A 15,583-nucleotide genomic window follows, 5' to 3' on the forward strand; every position below is an offset into this window, starting at 1 on the left:
TGGTAAGAAATCACTGTGCAGGGGATTTTTCTTTGTAAGTATTGTTTTAGTATGTGATAAAATAAAACTTTAGTGACTCAGGAAGGAGGGCTGCTCATGCAGGACATCGCTTTACTAGAAAAACAACGCTGTAATCTTATTTTGACCAATAAGGCGAAGGAAGCGGTAGAGGAATGCTCAGCAAACGAGCATGCCTTTTTTGCGTTACAAAGATCTTTTACTGTCTATATTGAAAAACGAAAAGCAAAAACAGTTGGTGAAACCTTTTTATCCATCTATTTTAATGCGGAGGACAATGAAAAATTAAGCGATCTTCTTGCTGAGAAAACGGTTATTATGGATTGTGTGCTAAAGGTGGAAGGATTGCTGGCAACCAATATTCGATTTGTCCATATGCGTGGACCTATTAACACAAATCGTCGCTTAGCAGCTGCATTACAATTTGTGACGAAGCCTAATAATGGAGCAGGTATTCCACTTGAGCTGCACACCAAAATAAGACAGCTACCGATTGCAGAAGAACGTACAGAGTATGTGAAAAAACGTATAGCCAGCTGGGAAGGCTATTTAAAAATACAAGAACGAGATGCAACCATTGATGATATTCATACAGAATTTAAGCAAAGCTATTTCAATGAAGACTTTACACGCTTAACCATTGTATGTCCCTACATAAAGAGTAAAGAATGGAAAAAGCTAGAGGGGTTAAGTGTTAGCATTCAAGGAATTCGAGGCGAAATAGGACAGGTTATAAAGGCTAATGCAGGAAAGCAAACGGTAGAAATTGATGTAAAGCCTTTTATACAGGATTTGGCTCGTAAGGACGGACTGAATCTTCGTTCAAAACAAGCGAGCTTTAGTAATTTTGCAACATTAAGCCAAATTCGACGACTACGTAATGGTTTTACAAAGCTAGAAAAGGGTGAGGCAGTAAACCCTAATTTAGAAACAATACTGTTTGAGAGACGCCCTACAGTTCGTGCATCCAAGCTACGCGAAGATATTGAATTTCATAATAATTTAAATGAATATCAACGACGAGCCGTTTTAGGTGCACTATCAGTTGAGGATTTGTATGTCATTCAGGGTCCACCTGGTACGGGGAAAACAACTGTCATTTCAGAGATTTGTCAGCAAAATGTTAAAGCAGGCTTAAAAACACTTGTTGCCTCACAGTCTAATTTAGCTGTAGATAATGCATTAGGACGCTTACTGTCCAATCAAGAAATTCGAATTTTACGCTATGGTAGAACGGAAAGTATTGAGGAAGAGGGTAAAAAATTTATAGAGGAAAATGTGGCGCTTCAGTGGCGTGCGCAGACACTTGCTGCGATTGAAGAAGCAATTACAATATTTCCAGAACGTCAGCAAGAGCTAGAAGCAAACCTTGTAAAAGCAAAAGATGAGCTAGAGAAATTAGAGCAATGGCTTGAGCAATTAACACAGGAAATGGCTGCAAAAGAGCAGGCAGCTATTGAAGAACCCATTTTACAGCAGGAGATTCAAGCATTAAAAAAAGAATTGAAGGTTGCTAAAACAGAGCAACAAACATGTGAGACTCAAAAAGAGCATTATGAAAAACAGCTCGCACAAATTGAGCCAATTGTACAGCAGCTTGAACAGACACTTGCTGATTACCCTTCAGTCGAGAAACTACAGGGTACGATTCAGGAAACTACTGAAAAAGTGAAACATCTAGAGGCTGCTGCTCAATATAAAGAACTACAAGAACAAAAGCACCAGTTAACACAGCAATTTGAAGAGATACAGCAGAAATATGAAATCGAAAGCAATCGTCTAGTAATCATGAAGGAAGCGCAAAAATATATATACACCTTAACCTCATTTGACCTTATTCAGCGTTTTTTACAACATTATCAAATTCGCCCTTCTCATGTACTTTCGCAACAAATAGGTCGCTTGCAGCATTTAGAGGATGCGAAAGATTTAGAGGCATGGTCAACGATTAATGCTCGTTTACAAAAAGCAATTGTGAAGCTAGAGGCTTTGGTCACGCATGAAGTCAAGGAGCGAGCCCTTGCTAAAAGTAGACTACAACCAGTACAATCGTTTTCTTTGCAAAACCTTACTGGTGTATTCGCACAATTAAACACGGCTTTTCAAGATGGTCAAGCACCCGCAAGTGATGTTATTGAAAGTTATTTGCTCGGGTTATATATGCGTCGTGATTTTGTTTGGCAAAAGGGGATAGCACTAAAGCAACAGCAAGAGCATAAAGATCAGGAATATGAAACTTTTCGTAAAAATCTTGTAACTTTAATTCATCAGGAGTGTGCAATAACTAGCTTTGATGTGCAAAGTTACCAGCGGCAGCTCCAACCATTTTTACAGCATACAGAGCGGTTACAACAATTAGCAAACGCCTTTCAAATTACTGAAGAACCAGAAGAATCTGTAGACTATTTAAAAATTCTTGCCTCCCAAGCTAGAGAGTCTCTTCTACAAGCAAAGCAGCAGCTTGAGGCAGTGGAGCAGGCTAAAGTACAACTCGTTCCTAAACAAGCCTCTTTACAGACTGTCCAAACAAACTTGCAGGAAGTAGAACAGCAGCTAAAGCTTATAGAAGAACAGATAAAAGATATTAATATAGCTGGATTGAAGAAAGAAAAGCAACTAGCTACCTATACAAAGCTTTTACAATCTATGCCAGAACGAACGGCTGAAGAGGTGAAGGAAGCTATTCAAACTGCAAAGCATGCAATCGAAGCATTCCAACGTCAGGAAAAACAGCTACCCCTTCACAAAAAACTACAAGAACAATGGCGTGAAAAATTACAAAACGCAACAGAGTATGATTTAGATGAAATTCGAAAACTGTATGTACGTCATGCGAACGTTATTGGTACAACATGCGTAGCTTCTGCCAGTAAGGAGTTTATGGAAAATTATCCGACCTTTGATGTGGTTATTATTGATGAAGTTTCAAAAGCAACACCACCAGAATTGCTCTTACCAATGCTAAAGGGGAAAAAAGTTATTTTAGTAGGTGATCATCATCAGCTACCACCATTACTTGGGGATGATACGCTGGAGGAAACATTGAAGGCAATGCTAGAAGAAAATCCAAACTTTGAAGGCGCACAGGAATTAAAAAATCTGTTGCGTGAATCATTATTTGAGCGTTTATTTAATAATTTGCCACCAACGCATAAGCAAATGCTAGCATTGCAATACCGCATGCATGAGAAAATCATGCAAAGTATCACACCATTTTATGCGGAAGAAGAAAATGGCTTGCAATGTGGCTTACCAGATTCGGATGCAGCAAGAGATCATGGCTTAGAAGGACAGTTTATAAAACGTGATGACCATTTACTGTGGATTGATATTCCAACAGAAAAACCTTATTTAGAGGAGCAAGTAAAAGGCGGAACGAGTCGTTTTAATGAAGGAGAATTGCTCACAATTCGACGTATTTTACTAGATCTCAATGAAGCGGTGAAGGCAGCAAAAGAAGCAGGGCGTATGCCGCAGGATGCTCAAAAAAGCGTTGGTGTCATCAGTTTCTACGGTGAGCAAGTAAAGAAAATTAATCGCCTTCTTCAGCAAGAATTACAGCTACCACATCTGCAATTTAGAACAGGGACTGTTGATAAATTCCAAGGGATGGAAATGGATGTCATTTTAGTGAGCATGGTTCGTAATACACCCAAGGGCGGGGATATTGGCTTTGCCAGAGATTATCGTCGTTTAAATGTCGCGCTATCTCGTGCACGTGAGTTACTACTGCTTGTTGGAAGTGCAGAAATGTTTGCAAAACGTGCAAAACATCAAGAAACAAGAGAGATGTATGCGAATTTATTAAAAACAGTAAAATCCTACGATGGCTTACGTAATCATGAAGGATTGGTGATATAGATTGTCAAAATTACAACAACGACTAATGCGTGAGCTTCAGCAGAATCGTAATATTAAGATTGTCAAAATGGCTGAATGGTGTATTCCCATTCGAACAGTTGATGTGACCTATGAGCCTGTTCGTCGTTCAACAATGGATGTCTTAATGACAATGCTTCTGCTTAGTATTCAAGAGGCGGATTTTAGCAATGCACAGGAATTGAGCGAGCTATTGCTGGTAGACTCATTATTTATTGAAGACTTGGTTTCTTTAATGATTCGAGTAAACCTTGTGAAGAATGAAGATGATTTCTATAGGCTAACTGAAAAAGGACAGAAGCAGCTAGAACGAGGTATTTTTGAAGAAGAACTAGAGGAAGAAACCTCTACGCTTTACTTTAGTCCCTGCCATCAATCGTTTCTCACTATCGATACGAGGAATGATGAATATGATGAATTGCCAGAGCTTTATCGTTATATTGACAAAGAGGCAGAACAACAGGAACAATTTGAGGAGTCCATGGTGATTGCAGCTTTACAGGAATCGGATGAAGAAGAGGAAGGGAGCTCTCAGAAAGTCATCGCAAAAATTGTTCAAACAGCAGCTCAGCAAATAAATGATAGCCCATGTTTAGAGTTTGTTCTTTATGATAAGGAACAGGATATAGTATTTGTACGAGTTTGGAATACATTACTCAATCAATGGGATTATCATTTAGAGCAACAACTTACAGACGAAGAACAATTAACATGGCGTGAGCAATATTTATCTTGATTCAATTTCAATTGCTAGAAAAAACGAACGTAAATCGCGTTCGTTTTTTTATTTTAATTATAAATTTACAGAGTTAGGTGATAATCGAAAAATTTTTTCGATAAAATACTGCATTAGCACAAATTAAACCATCGCTAAGGAGGGGACAGATGTTAACGATTAGTTTATGTATGATTGTTAGAAATGCACAATGTACGATTGAAAGATGCTTAGATTCGGTTCAGCACCTCGTGGATGAGATTAATATTATTGATACTGGTTCAACTGATCGTACAAAAGAGATTGTCCAAAATTTTACCTCTCGAATTTATGACTTTTCCTGGTGTGATCATTTTGCTAAAGCTAGAAATTTTTCCTTTCAGCAGGCAACAAAAGACTATATTTTATGGCTTGATGCTGATGATGTTATGACAAAGGAAAATCAGCACAAGTTCAGCCAACTAAAGCAATCGTTATTTCCCTCTATTGATGCTGTAACAATGGATTATTATTTGACGCTTGATTGTGATGGGGAAGTGGAGTGTAGTGAACGAAAGTTTCGTCTAGTAAAAAGGGCGAATCATTTTCAATGGGAGGGTGCTGTTCATGAGAATTTAAGGGTGTCAGGGCAGCTCTATCATAGTGATATTGCTGTCACACATTTACCGTTAACGAAAGATATTCATCGCAATATAAATATTTATGAGGGATTAATAAAGAATGGACATTCTCTTTCAGCAATTGAGACATTTCATTATGCGAATGAACTAAAATTACATCACCGTTACCTAGAAGCTATTAATCAATACAACCTATTTTTGGATAGCAACTTAGGCACTACAGATAATCGCATTGAGGCTTGTTTACATGTAGGGGAATGCTATCGACGTTTACATGATGATCAACAAGCACAGCAAGCTGTTTTGCAATCTTTCTTATATGATCGACCAAAGTCAGAAGCATGTTGCCGAATGGGCCAATTTTTTATGAAGCAATTAAAACATAAAGAGGCTATTTACTGGTACTCTCAAGCCTTGCAACAAGCTCCTGCCGATACAATGACTATCCAAAAGCGTGCTTATTCAACATGGATTCCACATCTACAATTAAGCCTTTTGTACAGGGAGTTACGGTTATTTGAAAATGCCTTTCAGCATAATCTAGAGGCACAAAAATGGAAACCGAATCATCAAGAAATAATCAATAATGAAAAATATTTACTTAGTCAGTTAAAGATATAAATCTTTCTTATGGAAAAGGTACATCAATAAACAAGACATAAATAGCTTGGCCAATTAACAATGAAACACCTACAACAACCGTCATAAAAATCACATTACGTGGCCTAAAATTTTTTGCTTCCATTAAAAACCTCCCTCGATATAGAATATTCAGTCAATTCAAGATATGTTTCGAAGGGATGAGTATGCATAATAAAAGAGCAAATTCACTTTAATTGTGAATTTGCCTATTACTAACTGTCTGCAATTAACTGTATACATGAAAAATACTCACAGTGTGCAATGCGCTGTGAGTATTTTTTTAATCAAGCAAAGTGTATTATGAACCTGCTAAACATTATATCGGAATACTTGAAATACAAAGGAACTTTACAATTGAATCTGTTTTATTTATCCAATTATGAGGGGTGGTTGAATCTAAGAAAACACAATCATAAGGATGTAAATCATGCTCCTCTTTGTCAATGACAATGGTTAGTATGCCTTCCAAAACATAAAGAAATTCTTGGCCAGAATGAGAATAAGAATCCTCTCGATTTGCACCTGGATTCAATAATACTAAGATGGGATTAAAGAGTGGATTTTCAATGTTTCCTGCTAAATCTCTATAAAAAAATTGGTTATTCATGGTGTTCGTTTTACTAATAATATTACGCATAACTGTAGGTGCGATTTTTTCATCAGACTCTGAAAAAAAATAGCTCGGATTAACACCAAGTGCTTCAGATATTTTTTTCAATGATTCTAGCGTTATGGATGATTTTGATCGTTCAACCTGGGACAAAAAGCTAATTGAAAGATTCGTTTGATCAGCTATTTGTTTTAATGTTAACTTCCGTTCTTTTCGTAAACTTTTTATTTTTGCTCCAATTATATCAGTCACTGTTCTCCACTCCTGTACAAATATTAGTTCTATTTACTATTCAAGAAAAATATCTTTGGGTGAAATTCATTAAGTAAATTTATTTCATAGGTGTATGTTAAGGGTTATTTTATTATTTTGTAATTTGACTAGTCACAATAACTCCGAGAACTAATTAGACCCTAAAGTAACCATACAATAGTAGTTACCTTCTCATGATTCTTATTGCAGTGTTCGTTTATCTACATATTTCACCAAATAGAAGAAGCCACGTTGATAAGGATAACACAAAAGCTTTAATTTCAGAACGGTTACAAAATTTGGGTGTAAATCAATCTAAATCATCAATAAAGATTGATCATTCGAGTTTAAGTGTCACTTAAATAAATATGTGTAATATATAAATAAAAGAAGATTTCATTTAAAAATATTCGGAAAATTTAGTTTACATAGAAAATTCGGTGTGCTATTATCTTCAATAATTGAAGCTGTACTTCAATATTGTATTTGTTGAATCAAGTATTCTATTAAATAATAAAGGAGAATGAAGATGAATTTTCATGGTATTTTGGTTCCTATAGTGACTCCATTTAAACAGGATTTAAGCCTAGATTTAGAAACTTTAAAGCAATTGACAAACACATTTATTGACAAAGGTGTTAATGGTTTAGTGGTGTGTGGCACAACTGGTGAATATTACGCCTTGAATGAAGTGGAACGTGAAACCGTTTTAAGAACGGTGTCGGAAGTTGCTAAAGGTCGAATATCCTTAATTGCAGGTATTAATGATTTATCAACTGATGGGGCAGTTAACCGTGCCAAACAGGCTAAAGATTTAGGGTATGAAGGTTTAATGTTATCACCCACACCTTATAGCTTGCCTGACCAAAGTGGTTTGATTGCCCATTACGAAACAGTGGCGGCTTCAACTGATTTACCTATTATCATGTACAATTTCCCTGCTCGTATCGGCATTGAAATTGAGTATGAAACGGTGGTGCATTTGTCTAAAAATCAGAATATTGTTGCTATTAAAGAGAGTAGTGGTGATTTTAGCCGTGCATTACGTTTGCTACAAACTCCATTTGAGAATTTTGAAGTGATTTGTGGTTGTGACGATCAGCCAATTGACTTTTTCTTTTGGGGCGCAAAAAGTTGGATTGCTGGAGCAGGTAATGTGTTCCCAGAGGAGCAAGTAGCTATGTTCAATGCTTCCATAGCAGGGGATTGGGACAAAGCACGGCAAATCATGAGGGATATCTATCCTGCTATCCACTCGATGGAATCTGGTAACTACAACCAAAAGGCCAAGTTAGGTTGCCTGAAAGGTGAAATCAAAGTTGGTACAGTGCGCCTACCTTTATCTGATTTGTCAGAAGAGGAAAAAGAGGAGTTTTTGGCTTTTTTTAATAAATAAATTGGAGGAAAGATAAAATGACCGTATCAAAAGAACAAATCTTTGCCCTTGCTAAAGAAGGGAAGCTTTGGGCTGGTAACTTAATTGATGGTTTTTCGACTACAGACTGTAAAATAGAAAATCGTACTCCAATCGACAACAGCATAATTGGCTATATAGCCGATGGTAATTCACAGGATGTAGAGGCGGCTGTTAAGGTAGCTAGAGAAACATTTGAAACAGGTACTTGGAGTAAATTATCCCCGAGTGAGAGAAAAAAAGTAATGATTAGATGGGCACAATTACTAGAAAAACACAGTGAAGAATTGGCCGCCTTGGATTGCGTAGATGCAGGTAAACCTATTACAGAATGTTTGAATACTGATATGCCAGCAACCATTGATACATTTTATTGGTATGCTGAAGCCATTGATAAAGTCTTTGGCAAAGTTGCTCCTACAGGTAAAGATGCTCTGGGTTTGATTGTCACTGAGCCCATTGGCGTAGTTGGTGCAGTATTACCTTGGAATTTCCCCGCGCAAATGTTTGCTTGGAAAGTAGCACCTGCTTTGGCAGTAGGTAATTCTGTGATTGTAAAACCGGCGGAATTAACGTCACTTAGCGCATTCCGTATGATTGAACTTGCTTATGAAGCGGGGGTGCCTAAAGGAGCATTAAGTTTGGTGTGTGGTTTGGGAGAAAAAGTAGGTGAACCTTTGGGAAGACATATGGATGTGGATGTTGTCTCGTTCACTGGTTCAACAGAAGTGGGTAGATATTTCTTAAAATATTCAGCAGAAAGTAATCTTAAAGAAATCATTTTAGAGTGCGGTGGTAAGAGTCCACAAGTATTGTTTGAAGATGCAGATTTGGATGCGGCAGTTCCACATATTTTATCAGCCGCTTTCTGGAATATGAGTGAAAACTGTAGCTGTGGTTCTCGATTGATTGTACATGAATCTATTAAAGAGGTGTTATTAGAAAAACTAAAGGAAGGCTTAAAGAGCTGGAAAGTAGGAAATCCAATGGATGAGTCGGTCGCCATTGGTCCCATGATTGAAGAAGCGCACTTTAATAAAGTAAAATCATTCCTCGACATTACTATTCAAGAAGGTGGTCGCTTAGTTACTGGTGGTAATATTCACTGTGAGATGGGCAGTGGTTGGTACATTGAACCCACTATATTTGACAATGTAACCGCTAACATGACCTTGTTCCAAAATGAAGTATTTGGTCCGATTTTAGCAGTTAGTACATTTGAAACGGAAGAAGAGGCCATTGAACTTGCCAATAACACTACCTATGGTCTGGCTGCATCTTTTTATAGCCAAAACGTTCAGCGAACGATGCGTGTGGCACGTGAGATAAAAGCAGGAACTGTTTCTGTGAATGGCTTTAGCGAGGGCGATATCACTACCCCGTTTGGAGGCTTTAAACAATCAGGTTTTGGTGGTAAAGACAATGGCTTGGAAGCACTTGAGCAATATGTGCAAACAAAAGTAATTTGGTACGTTCAGTCATAATAATTTGAATCGGCCTTTATGGGGGAGTGTATATGGAGAAAACAGACAATAAGCAACTAAAAAAAGTTGTTGCTGCATCAATGATTGGATCTGTAGCTGAATGGTATGAATTTTTCTTATATGGTACTGCATCTGCTCTCGTTTTTGGAGAATTGTTTTTCCAGAAAACAGGGAATGCTATTGATGGCATCTTAGCTGCATTTGCACTCTATGCAGTAGGATTTCTAGCCAGACCTATCGGTGGACTTGTTTTTGGTCATTATGGTGATAAAATCGGACGTAAAAATTTATTACAAATTAGCTTGATCATCGTTGGAATAACGACTTTCTTAATGGGATGTATTCCCACATTCAATAGTATTGGTTATTGGGCTCCTATCTTACTTGTTACTTTACGTTTAATTCAAGGATTTGCTTTTGGTGGAGAATGGGGTGGTGCTGTTATTTTAGTATCTGAGCACAGCCCAAACAATCGTCGTGGTTATTGGGCAAGTTGGCCACAGGCGGGTGTGCCACTGGGAAATTTAATAGCTACAATTATCCTTTTACTTTTATCTAAAAACTTAAGCCCTGAGCAATTTATGGATTGGGGTTGGCGTGTAGCATTTTGGTTCTCAGCAGTTGTTGTACTGATTGGACTTTGGATTCGCAAAAGTGTAGATGATGCCCCTGTTTTCAAAGAAGCACAAGAAAAACAAGCGCAATTAGAAAAACAACAATTAGGTATTATAGAAGTGGTTAAATACCACAAAAAAGCGATAATTGCAGGTATTGGAGCTCGTTTTGCAGAAAATATCTTATACTATATGGTGGTTACTTTCTCCATTAGTTATTTAAAACTTGTCGTCAATAAAGACACTACCCAAATCTTATTATTAATGTTTGGTGCTCATGCTATTCACTTTTTCTTCATACCATTAATGGGTCACTTAAGTGATATTTGGGGGAGAAAGTCTATCTATATTACAGGAGCAATTTTAACAGCGTTTTGGGGATTTGTTGGGTTTCCGATGATGGATACAGGAAATGATTGGATCATTATGTCTGCTATTACTCTTGGTTTATTCATTCAATCGATGACGTATTCTCCATACTCAGCATTAATGACAGAGTTATTCCCAACTCATATCAGATATACAGCATTGTCCTTATGTTATCAAGTAGCACCAATTTTAGCAGGCTCATTGGCTCCATTAATTTCATTAAGTCTTTTAAATAAATTTAATAGCTCCATCCCAATTTCAATTTACTTGGTTATATCAAGTATCATTTCTATTTCATGTATCATGCTGGTGAAGGAAACAAAAGGAAAATCACTTACTTTTAAGAAAGCACAGTAAATAGGTTTGCTGGCTATAACGTTTAAAATTATGTACGATAATCAATTTAATTTTAGATAACTAGTTCTATTAATATAAAGAAGAGCATGTTTTGACGATTTCTTTCAAAACATGCTCTTCTTTTATATTTTATTTTTAATCGAACTTTAACCCCTTCAACGCTTCAGCAAGTGCATTGTTCACAGGTTCCTCTTTGTTTTGTTGCTTTAAGTACTTTTGTACTGAGCGCTTGTCGACCTTGCCTCCGCCTTCTTTTTTGCGTCTTGCTTCAAAGGCAGATAATTTTTCACGATAGCCACATTTACAAACAAAAATTTGACCATCGCCTTCTCCGCGAAGCTCCAATTTTTTATGACATTGTGGACAACGTGCATTTGTGGTACGTGAGACATTTTTACGATGACCACATTCGCGATCTTGACAGACAAGCATTTTTCCTTTCTTGCCATTCACTTCAAGCATCGGTTTACCGCAATCAGGACATGATTTGGTAGAGATATTATCATGCTTATACTTTTTGTCACTACCCTTAATCTCTGTAACAATTTCCTTTGTGTAATTTTTCATCTCGCTAATAAATACATCTTTTTTTAGCTTACCCTTTGCAATAAGCTCAAGCTTTTGCTCCCAATCTGCTGTCAGGGCAGGGGATTTTAATTCCTCTGGCACTAGGTCGAGTAGTTGACGACCTTTAGAGGTAATATAAATATCTTTGCCACCACGTTTTTCTATTAAGAAGGAATTGAAAAGCTTTTCAATAATATCTGCACGTGTTGCGACTGTGCCAAGACCACCCGTAGATTTTAATGTGTCGGCTAATTTTTTATCATTCGTTGCCATATATTTTGTTGGGTTTTCCATGGCTGATAAAAGAGTAGCTTCGTTAAATCTAGCAGGTGGCTTTGTTTGACCAGAAGTTTGGGCAAGAAGCTTTACTTTTAACATATCGCCCTTATCAATGCGTGGTAATATTTGTTCCTTTACGTCATCTGCTGTGTCCTCATCATCAAAGCGATGTTCATAAACTTCTTTCCAGCCAGATGATAAAATCGTTTTTCCACGAGCAATAAAGCTTTCATCGCCAATTTTTGCACGTAATGTTAATTGTTCATATTCAAAAGCAGGAAGTAGAACAGCTAGGAAACGCTTTACAACAAGATCATAAATTTTACGTTCTTTATCTGTGAAAGCTGAATAATTTACATAGCCCTCTGTTGGAATTATCGCATGATGATCGGATACTTTACTATCGTCGACAAAGGCCTTTGTTGGCTTGATTGGTTTAGTGAGCAGTTTATTGGCGATGGAGCGATATTCACCAATACCACAGGCCTTTAAGCGTTCTGGTAGTGTAGCAACGATATCCTGTGAAATAAAGCGAGAATCCGTACGTGGATAAGTTAACACTTTATGTTGCTCATAAAGTTTTTGCATGATATTCAATGTTTCCTTCGCTGAGTAGCCGAAGATTTTATTGGCATCACGCTGCAATTCAGTTAAATCATAAAGGCCAGGTGCAAATGATTTTTTAGGTTTCTTTTCAATGTCCGCAACGATGGCATTGCTATTTCCTATTTTTTTCACCAGTGTATCGATTTTATCTTTATCAAAGCTACGACTATTACCATTTTGGTCTTGCCATGTGAGCTTTAAGTTGTCAGCTGTTTGCGCTTCAATACCATAATAAGTTTGTGCCTTAAAGTTTTTAATCTCATCTTCACGTGCAGCAATTATCGCTACTGTTGGTGTTTGTACACGTCCGCAATTCAACTGTGCGTTAAAGCGGGTAGTTAAAGCACGAGTAGCATTCAGCCCAATATACCAATCTGCCTCTGAGCGAGCTACAGCAGAGGCATATAGATTATCATATGCATTACCTGGCTTGAGATTGGCAAACCCATCTTTAATTGCCTTATCTGTAACAGAGGAAATCCATAGGCGTTTCAAAGGCTTTTTAATTTTCACTTTATCGAGTATCCAGCGTGCTACTAATTCACCTTCACGTCCAGCATCTGTAGCAATGATGATTTCATTAACATCATTACGTGTAAGCTGACTTTTGACCGCATTAAATTGCTTTCCAGTTTGCTTTATAACCGTTAGTTTTAAGCGTTCAGGTAACATGGGTAGATCTTCAAGATTCCATGTTTTATATTTCACATCATAGCTTTCTGGGTCAGCTAGTGTTACAAGATGTCCAAGCGCCCAAGTCACAATGTATTTATCTCCCTCAAGGAAGCCATTTCCTTTTTTATTACATTTCAGTACACGTGCAATATCACGTGCTACAGAAGGTTTTTCAGCAATTACTACGCTCTTTGCCATTGTTAACACCCTTTCATAGTTCCATGGTTTTAAATATAGCATAGGTTGAGTGGGTTCGCAGTTTAACTGCAATGTAAAATGCATTTAATAGGCAAAGAAAAGAAAGGGAAGAAAAATTGTCATGGAGAGCAAAGAAACTTCATATGGTGTATATGTGATTTTAGCCTTTTAATTTCTGTTCTATGTAAAAATTATGCTCGTAATTTTGCAAAAAATCTATTTTGTTGCTAGACACCAAATTTTGAGAATGCTATATTTATGTTGTCATAGTATTTTTATAATTAGGAAAAAATAGAATACTTTATGGGTTTGAATGATTTTTCCTGATTATAAGGAGTGATGAAGTATAGAGCTAGATGAAGGATGATAGGTGCCTATGGTAAAGAAAACGTTAAAACAAAGAATTGTAGACGCTTCCGTTGAATTGTTTCAACAAGATGGTTATCACAATGTAACAGTGGATCGTATTGTGGAATACATTGGGGCATCAAAGGGTGGATTTTATCATAATTTTAAATCAAAAGATGAACTGTTGTATGAAATTCATGATGTCTTTATTTTATATGTCATTCAACAATCGCAAGCTGCATATGACAAATTCGATACACCTATCACACGTTTGTGTGCCATGCTGCAAACACTGACACAAGTATTTGATATGTATCAAGCACATATTACGATTTTTTATGAAGAAAGTCGTTCACTCTCAGATGAATATAGTGACATCATCCATAAAAAGCGAGATCACTATCGTGATATTTTACAAAGAGTGATAGCAGAGGGTCAGGAAGCAAAGGTTTTTCGTACCGAATTACCTTGTACAATTGTGACAATGGCAATTGTCGGGATGATTAACTGGACATACAAATGGTTTAAGCAATCAGGACCATTAACGATGGAGCAAATCACAGATGTTTTTACCGATATGGTATTACGGGCAATTGTGACAGAACAAGCCATGGAAGAAGCGAAGCAATTTATAATAAAGGGGTAGCCAGTAGGAAACACTGGTTTTATTATTTGTTTTTACAAACCGACTAGTCGGTATTAACTGTAAGCAATTATTCTTAAGCTACATTTACTATGGCAAATTCGACATTAGGGGGACTAGGGATGAATTTTGAATTAACAAAAGAGCAAGAAATGATTCGAGACATGGTGCGTGATTTTGCTGAGAAGGAGATTAAACCGTATGCTCGTGAGGTTGATGAGACATCAACAATGAGAATAGAGAGCTTTAAGAAGATGGCAGAACTAGGCTTATTGGGTATCCCGTTTCCTGAGGAATATGGTGGATCAGGTGGTGATACGGTGTCCTATGCTTTAGCTGTAGAGGAGATTGGTCGAGCATGTGGGGGCACAGGGTTAAGCTATGCAGCTGCTGTTAGCTTAGGAGCCTCACCAATTTACAACTTCGGCACAGAGGAACAAAAGCAAGAGTGGCTAGTTCCATTAGCTAAGGGTGAGACATTAGGATCATTCGGTTTAACAGAGCCAAATGCTGGTTCAGATGCAGGGGGCACACGTACTACAGCTATTATTGATGGTGATGACTACATCATTAACGGAGAGAAATGCTGGATCACCAATGCAGGATATGCTCGACAAATTATTGTAACGGCGGTAACAGGTAAACGTGAGGATGGTAAAAAGATTATTTCTTCTATTATTGTGCCAACAAACACACCAGGTGTAACAATCAACTGTAATTATGACAAAATGGGTGTACGTGGCTCCAATACATGTGAGATTGTGTTAGAAAATGTTCGTGTCCCAAGAACAAATCTATTAGGGGATGAAAAACGTGGCTTTAGCCAGTTTTTAAATACATTGGACGGTGGTCGTATTTCCATCGCTGCTCTTTCTGTTGGAATTGCCCAGGCTGCTTATGAAAAGGCACTAAAATTCGCGAAGGAACGTGAGCAATTTGGTGCACCTATTTCGAAGTTACAGGCGATCCAATTTAAATTAGCTGACATGGCGATGGAAATAGAGCTAGCTCGTACGTTAGTACATAAAGCGGCATGGTTAAAAGATCAAAAGAAGCCATTTGGCAAAGAAGCTGCGATGGCTAAACTATTTGCTTCTGAAATGGGCTTCCGTACATGTAATCAAGCAATCCAAATTCATGGTGGTTCTGGATATATGAAAGAATACGATGTAGAACGTCATTTACGTGATATTAAATTAATGGAAATCGGTGAAGGGACATCTGAAATTCAACGTCTTGTTATTTCTCGTCTAATTGGCTGTTAATCATCATTAGTTAAGTTAAATAGCATAA

The 15,583-nt window shown here is 37.4% G+C and carries 10 protein-coding genes; 8 read left to right on the forward strand and 2 right to left on the reverse strand.

From position 1 onward, the window contains the following. Nucleotides 1-96: 96 nt before the first annotated feature. From HCH28_RS00520 to HCH28_RS00530, 3 genes are all read left to right on the forward strand, one after another. Complete coding sequence (locus HCH28_RS00520) at nt 97-3,879, forward strand: DEAD/DEAH box helicase (RefSeq protein WP_221679101.1); 3,783 nt, start codon at nt 97-99, stop codon at nt 3,877-3,879. A gap of 1 nt (nt 3,880) precedes the next feature. After that, nucleotides 3,881-4,633, forward strand: a complete 753-nt coding sequence (locus HCH28_RS00525) for a hypothetical protein (RefSeq protein WP_221679102.1) — start codon at nt 3,881-3,883, stop codon at nt 4,631-4,633. Between the two features lie 149 nt (nt 4,634-4,782). Then, the gene (locus HCH28_RS00530) at nt 4,783-5,853 is read left to right on the forward strand and encodes a glycosyltransferase family 2 protein (protein WP_221679103.1); all 1,071 of its coding nucleotides are present in this window, start codon (nt 4,783-4,785) and stop codon (nt 5,851-5,853) included. Nucleotides 5,854-6,190: 337 nt separating this feature from the next. On the opposite strand, the gene HCH28_RS00535 is transcribed toward HCH28_RS00530, so the two are convergent. Next, nucleotides 6,191-6,736: a helix-turn-helix domain-containing protein gene (locus tag HCH28_RS00535; protein ID WP_221679104.1), complete on the reverse strand. Its 546-nt coding sequence runs from the start codon at nt 6,734-6,736 to the stop codon at nt 6,191-6,193. 529 nt (nt 6,737-7,265) lie between these two features. On the opposite strand from HCH28_RS00535, the gene dapA reads away from it, so the two are divergent. From dapA to abaF, 3 genes are read left to right on the forward strand one after another with little or no spacing between them, the layout of a single operon-like run. Continuing rightward, a complete protein-coding gene (dapA, locus tag HCH28_RS00540) occupies nt 7,266-8,132 on the forward strand; it encodes a 4-hydroxy-tetrahydrodipicolinate synthase (protein WP_221679105.1) in 867 nt (288 codons plus the stop codon). Between the two features lie 17 nt (nt 8,133-8,149). Beyond that, on the forward strand, nt 8,150-9,634 hold the full coding sequence (locus HCH28_RS00545; RefSeq protein ID WP_221679106.1) for an aldehyde dehydrogenase: 1,485 nt from the start codon (nt 8,150-8,152) through the stop codon (nt 9,632-9,634). Nucleotides 9,635-9,666: 32 nt separating this feature from the next. After that, nucleotides 9,667-10,974 carry a fosfomycin efflux MFS transporter AbaF gene (gene abaF, locus HCH28_RS00550; protein WP_221679107.1) on the forward strand — a complete coding sequence of 436 codons (1,308 nt, stop codon included), beginning with the start codon at nt 9,667-9,669 and terminating at the stop codon, nt 10,972-10,974. Nucleotides 10,975-11,109: 135 nt separating this feature from the next. Here the strand turns inward: abaF and HCH28_RS00555 are convergent, their stop codons facing one another. Next, nucleotides 11,110-13,299, reverse strand: a complete 2,190-nt coding sequence (locus HCH28_RS00555) for a DNA topoisomerase III (RefSeq protein ID WP_221679108.1) — start codon at nt 13,297-13,299, stop codon at nt 11,110-11,112. A 376-nt stretch (nt 13,300-13,675) separates the two neighbouring features. Here HCH28_RS00555 and HCH28_RS00560 point away from each other — a divergent pair, with 376 nt between their 5' ends. Together HCH28_RS00560 and HCH28_RS00565 are read left to right on the forward strand one after the other, a co-directional pair. Beyond that, a complete protein-coding gene (locus HCH28_RS00560) occupies nt 13,676-14,293 on the forward strand; it encodes a TetR/AcrR family transcriptional regulator (RefSeq protein ID WP_221679109.1) in 618 nt (205 codons plus the stop codon). A 119-nt stretch (nt 14,294-14,412) separates the two neighbouring features. After that, on the forward strand, nt 14,413-15,555 hold the full coding sequence (locus HCH28_RS00565) for an acyl-CoA dehydrogenase (RefSeq protein WP_004225536.1): 1,143 nt from the start codon (nt 14,413-14,415) through the stop codon (nt 15,553-15,555). Nucleotides 15,556-15,583: the final 28 nt, after the last annotated feature.

Origin of the sequence: Lysinibacillus sp. K60 (assembly GCF_019731275.1) — a bacterium.
Classification (GTDB): domain Bacteria; phylum Bacillota; class Bacilli; order Bacillales_A; family Planococcaceae; genus Lysinibacillus; species Lysinibacillus capsici.

What these genes read in the sequence shown, in the direction of transcription:
- HCH28_RS00555 (WP_221679108.1), bottom strand. Translation starts at nt 13,299, where the DNA reads ATGGCAAAGAGCGTAGTAATTGCTGAAAAACCTTCTGTAGCACGTGAT.
- HCH28_RS00520 (WP_221679101.1), top strand. Translation starts at nt 97, where the DNA reads ATGCAGGACATCGCTTTACTAGAAAAACAACGCTGTAATCTTATTTTG.
- HCH28_RS00545 (WP_221679106.1), top strand. Translation starts at nt 8,150, where the DNA reads ATGACCGTATCAAAAGAACAAATCTTTGCCCTTGCTAAAGAAGGGAAG.
- HCH28_RS00565 (WP_004225536.1), top strand. Translation starts at nt 14,413, where the DNA reads ATGAATTTTGAATTAACAAAAGAGCAAGAAATGATTCGAGACATGGTG.
- HCH28_RS00530 (WP_221679103.1), top strand. Translation starts at nt 4,783, where the DNA reads ATGTTAACGATTAGTTTATGTATGATTGTTAGAAATGCACAATGTACG.
- HCH28_RS00560 (WP_221679109.1), top strand. Translation starts at nt 13,676, where the DNA reads ATGGTAAAGAAAACGTTAAAACAAAGAATTGTAGACGCTTCCGTTGAA.
- abaF (WP_221679107.1), top strand. Translation starts at nt 9,667, where the DNA reads ATGGAGAAAACAGACAATAAGCAACTAAAAAAAGTTGTTGCTGCATCA.
- dapA (WP_221679105.1), top strand. Translation starts at nt 7,266, where the DNA reads ATGAATTTTCATGGTATTTTGGTTCCTATAGTGACTCCATTTAAACAG.